We start from the raw sequence: 1636 nt of genomic DNA on the forward strand, positions 1-1636 counted from the left end.
CGCGCGGACGCTACGGAGCGCACCCGGCCGTCACCCGCAGGCAAAAGCTTCGGAGCTTCCTCCACCTCCGTAGCGACGATCTGCACCGGCGCAAAAGATGGTACAACCTGCTCTGATGTCCGTGCTTGTCGACGCCAGGTAAACACCAAGCTGGCTGCGACTCCATTGCGGCGCGCAACCTCAGTCACCTTCGCGCCCGGCACCAACGTCTCCTCGACAATCCGCGCCTTGTCGTCCTGCGACCAGCGCCGCCGCCGCTCCAGCCCGCCCAAAACCTCGACCCGCATCGCCTGATGACCTTAAAGCTAGACTTAAGGCTACACGCTTCGCGAATTACCTCGCGTCACGCAAGACGGCGCCCGTCGGATGCGTACAGCCGTTCCGCCTCAGCTAGTGCCGCAGTCTTGGTTTTAAAAGGACCAACGTCGTGTTCTTGCGTGTCGGGCAGCCAAGCAGGCAAGAACCACCAACCGCCCGGGCGATAACTCGTGCTGTTCCTAATCGACCCGATGTGATCGGCTGTAAACCAACCGGGATCTACCCCGTCCTGTTGCCACACGATGTTCTTGTCGCTCACTGGCGCGCCTCAAGAATGTTGGCTCGTCGTTTTTCTTCGCTCAGGCCGGATTCTAGCCGTTTCCGTAGGCCCATGGCAACAAACTGACGAGTTGGCGGTTCGGGTGACCGTTGACGATCCTGGTGAGCACATCGGTGATGTAGGCCAGCGGATCAATGTGATTCAGCTTGCAAGTTTCGATCAAGGAGGCGATGACGGCCCAGTGTTGGGCACCGCCCCGTCAGAACCTGCGAACAATGCGTTTTTCCGATTGAGCGTGATCGGGCGGATCGAGCGCTCGACAGTGTTGTCGAGCTCGATATGGCCATCTTCGATGAAGCGCGTCAGGCCTTGCCAGCGTGAGAGCGCATAACGGATGGCATCGGCCAGCTTAGCCTTTTGGCTGATCAAACCGAGTTTCGTTCGCAGCCATTTTTCGAATGCGTCGGCGAGCGGCCGGCTTTTCTGTTGTCCATCGAGACGTCGCTCCTCGGCGCTGCGACCACGGATGTCCTTCTCGATGGCATAGAACGCGGCGATATGCTTGAGCGCCTCCGCAATAGGCGCGGGACCGGGGGCGGCAAGTTAGTAGAAGTTGCGCGGCATGTGCGACTGTGCGACCAGCAGAATGCAAGCTGAACGTCGCCACGCTCGGCCAGCTTGCCATAGCCAGCATAGCCTCGACCTGCAGGATCCCCTTGAAGCCTGCCAGATGGGCGATCGGTCGATCGGCCTTGCGATCGGGGGCATAGACATAGGCGGCGCCCGGTGGATCGGCACCGCCCCGCGGCCGGTCATCCGCCGCATAGGCCCAGAGCTGGCCGGTCTTGGTACGCCCGCGGCCGGGATCGAGCACCGGCATCGTCGTCTCGTCTGCGAACAGCTTTGGCCGTTGCCTGAGCTTGTCGAGGAGGCGCTCATGCAACGGACGCAGGTGGAAGGCTGCTTGCCCCACCCAGTCCGCCAGCGTCGAACGATCGAGCTCAATGCCCTGGCGGGCGTAAATCTGCGCCTGCCGGTAGAGCGGCAGGTGATCGGCATATTTGGACACCAGCACCTGGGCGACGGTGGCATCGGTTG

1 protein-coding gene and 1 pseudogene are annotated in these 1636 nt (G+C 61.7%); both read right to left on the bottom strand.

Features of this window, described 5'->3' with window-relative positions; genetic code table 11:
* Positions 1-287 (bottom strand): transposase (locus I6F38_RS43120; RefSeq protein WP_225164674.1); only part of this gene is annotated, 287 nt, incomplete at its 3' end.
* Between the two features lie 342 nt (positions 288-629).
* Positions 630-1636, bottom strand: a pseudogene (locus I6F38_RS43125) (IS66 family transposase); the annotation flags it as partial.

This window comes from Bradyrhizobium sp. BRP56, assembly GCF_020194035.1.
Taxonomy (GTDB): domain Bacteria; phylum Pseudomonadota; class Alphaproteobacteria; order Rhizobiales; family Xanthobacteraceae; genus Bradyrhizobium; species Bradyrhizobium australafricanum.